Origin of the sequence: Pseudomonas sp. RL (genome assembly GCF_000647775.1) — a bacterium.
Lineage (GTDB): Bacteria > Pseudomonadota > Gammaproteobacteria > Pseudomonadales > Pseudomonadaceae > Serpens > Serpens flexibilis.
In genome coordinates this window covers 1-2,757 of sequence record NZ_JBOY01000180.1, presented here as the reverse complement: position 1 = coordinate 2,757, position 2,757 = coordinate 1, and the positions used below count along the sequence as shown (strand labels likewise).

1 protein-coding gene and 1 pseudogene are annotated in these 2,757 nt (G+C 69.4%); both read right to left on the bottom strand.

Features of this window, described 5'->3' with window-relative positions; genetic code table 11:
* Window positions 1–2,546: error-prone DNA polymerase (locus AS93_RS0117925; protein ID WP_027591865.1), on the bottom strand; the 2,546-nt coding region annotated here is incomplete at its 3' end.
* Window positions 2,543–2,757, bottom strand: a pseudogene (locus tag AS93_RS19780) (DNA polymerase Y family protein); the annotation flags it as partial. The pseudogene AS93_RS19780 and the gene AS93_RS0117925, both read right to left, overlap by 4 nt.

Here is a 2,757-nt window from a genome sequence, read left to right as displayed (position 1 = left end):
CGGTGGCGATGGCCGGCGAGGCCGCGCAAGGCACCGGCATCGGCCAGATGCTCGCGGGCGCGGGCGTCCAGGCCCGCACGCAGCACCAGGTCTTCGACACAGGCGAACGGACGCGCCGCCTCGATCCGCTGCGCATCGGCCTGGCGAAAGCCGCGAATCATCCGTAGTCCCAGGCGGATCGCCGGCTGCGGGCCGCCGCCATCCTCCAGGGCGCAATCCCAACCGCTGTGGCGCACATCGACCGGGCGCACCTCAATGCCATGCCGGCGTGCGTCCTGCAGCACCTGGTCGGGGCTGTAGAAACCCATCGGCCAACTGTTCACCAGGGCGCATGCAAAGGCGGCCGGTTCATGGCACTTCAGCCAGCTGCTGGCATAGCTGAGCAGCGCGAAGCTGGCCGCGTGGGACTCAGGGAAGCCATAGCTGCCGAAGCCCTTGATCTGCTCGAAGATGCGCGCGATGAATTCGGGTGTGTACTGCTTGGCGAGCATCCGCGACGTCAGGCGCTCGCGGTGTTTTTCCAGGCCGCCGTGGCGTTTCCAGGCGGCCATGCTGCGGCGCAGTTCGTCGGCCTCGCCCGGGGTGTAGTCGGCGGCGACCATCGCCAGCTCCATGACCTGTTCCTGGAACAGCGGCACGCCGAGGGTGCGCTCGAAGACCGGCACCAGTTCGTCGGACGGGTAGAGTACCGGTTCCTCGCCGTTGCGCCGGCGCAGGTAGGGATGGACCATGTCGCCCTGGATCGGCCCGGGGCGCACGATAGCCACCTGGATCACCAGGTCGTAGAAGGTCTGCGGGCGCAGGCGCGGCAGCATGGCCATCTGCGCCCGTGACTCGATCTGGAACACGCCGATGGTGTCGGCGCGGCTGATCATGGCGTAGGTCGCCGGGTCTTCCTGGGGCAGGCTGGCCAGGGTCCAGCGCGTGCCGCGATAGTGCTCGATCAGGTCGAAGCAGCGGCGCAGCGCGCTGAGCATGCCCAGTGCCAGCACATCGACCTTGAGCAGGCCGACCAGGTCCAGGTCGTCCTTGTCCCACTGGATCACCGTCCGTTCGGCCATGCTGGCGTTCTCCACCGGCACCAGGCTGGCCAGCGGCTCCTGGGAGATGACGAAGCCGCCGGGATGCTGCGACAGGTGCCGTGGGAAGCCGATCAGCTCGCCGGTCAGCGCCAGCACCCGGCGTAATAGCGGATTCTCCGGGTCGAAGCCGGCCTCGAGCAGGCGTTCGGCGGCCGGTGGCCGGTCGCTCCAGCGGCCACAGCAGTCGGCCAGGGCGCTCACCTGATCCGGCGGCAGGCCGAGAGCCTTGGCCACGTCGCGCACCGCGCCGGCGCCATGGTAAGTGCTGACCACCGCGGTGAGCGCGGCGCGCTCGCGGCCGTAGCGGCGAAAGATGTACTGGATGACCTCCTCGCGGCGCTCGTGCTCGAAATCGACGTCGATGTCCGGCGGCTCGTTGCGCTCGCGGGACAGGAAGCGTTCGAACAGCAGCTTGCTGCGCGACGGATCCAGTTCGGTGATGCCCAGCGCGAAGCACACCGTCGAGTTGGCCGCCGAGCCACGCCCCTGGCAGAGAATGCCCCGCTCGCGGGCCCAGCGGACGATGTCATGGACGGTGAGAAAGTAGCTCTCGTACTTGAGTTCGGCGATCAGCTCAAGCTCATGGTCGATCAACCCCTGTACCTTGTCCGGCACCCCGTCTGGCCAGCGTGCGCGGGCGCCGAGCTCCACCAGTTCGCACAGCCAGCCAGTGGCGTCGTAGCCCGGGGGAACCAGTTCCTGCGGGTACTGGTAGCGCAACTGATCCAGGTCGAAGGTGCAGCGTTCGGCGATGCGCAGCGTCTCGGCCAGCAGCTCGGGCGGGTAGAGCTCGGCCAGCTCCTCGCGGCGGCGCAGGTGGCGCTCGCCATTGGGAAACAGGTGGACGCCGGCCTCGCTGACCGGCAGGTGATGGCGGATGGCGGTCATGCAGTCCTGCAGGGCGCGGCGCCCGCGGGCGTGCATGTGCACGTCGCCGCAGGCCACCGCCGGCAGGCCGTAGGCGCGGGCGATCGCCAGCAGGTGCTTTAACCGTGCGGCATCGTCCGGGCCCCGGTGCAGTTCGATGCCCAGCCACAGCCGTTGCGGGAACCGCGTGAGCAGCCAGGCGGCCTGGTCGGCGTCATGCTCCGCCAGCCAGATGGCCAGCAGCCCGTCGAGCGGCGCGTCGAAGTCCTCATGCAGCAGGCGATAGCGGCCCTTGTCGGCGCGGCGCCTGGCCTGGGTGATCAATCGACAGAGTGTCTGGTAGCCGGCCAGGTTCTCGGCCAGCAAGACCAGTTTCGGACCGTCCTCGATGCGCATCTCGCTGCCGACGATCAGCGGCAGCGCGTGTTCCTTGGCCGCCTGCCAGGCGCGCACGATGCCGGCCAGGCTGCATTCGTCGGTGATCGCCAGGGCGCGGTAGCCGAGACGTGAAGCGCGCTCGAACAGCTCCGCGGCGCTGGAGGCGCCACGCTGGAAGCTGAAGTGCGACAGGCAGTGCAGTTCGGCGTAGGCGCTCATGCGAACCAGCCGTGCAGCAGCAGCGGCCCGTCATCGCCGACGGTCCTGAAGGCCCAGCCGCGCTGGCCGGCGCGGGTTTCGACCCGATAGTAGTCGCGGCGCACGTCGCCGCCGTCCCACCAGCCGGACTCGATACGCTCCGGGCCGGCCTGCACCTGCACGCTGCCTTCGCGCAGCGGTTGCGGCTCGGCCAGCAGCCAGCCGGGACGGG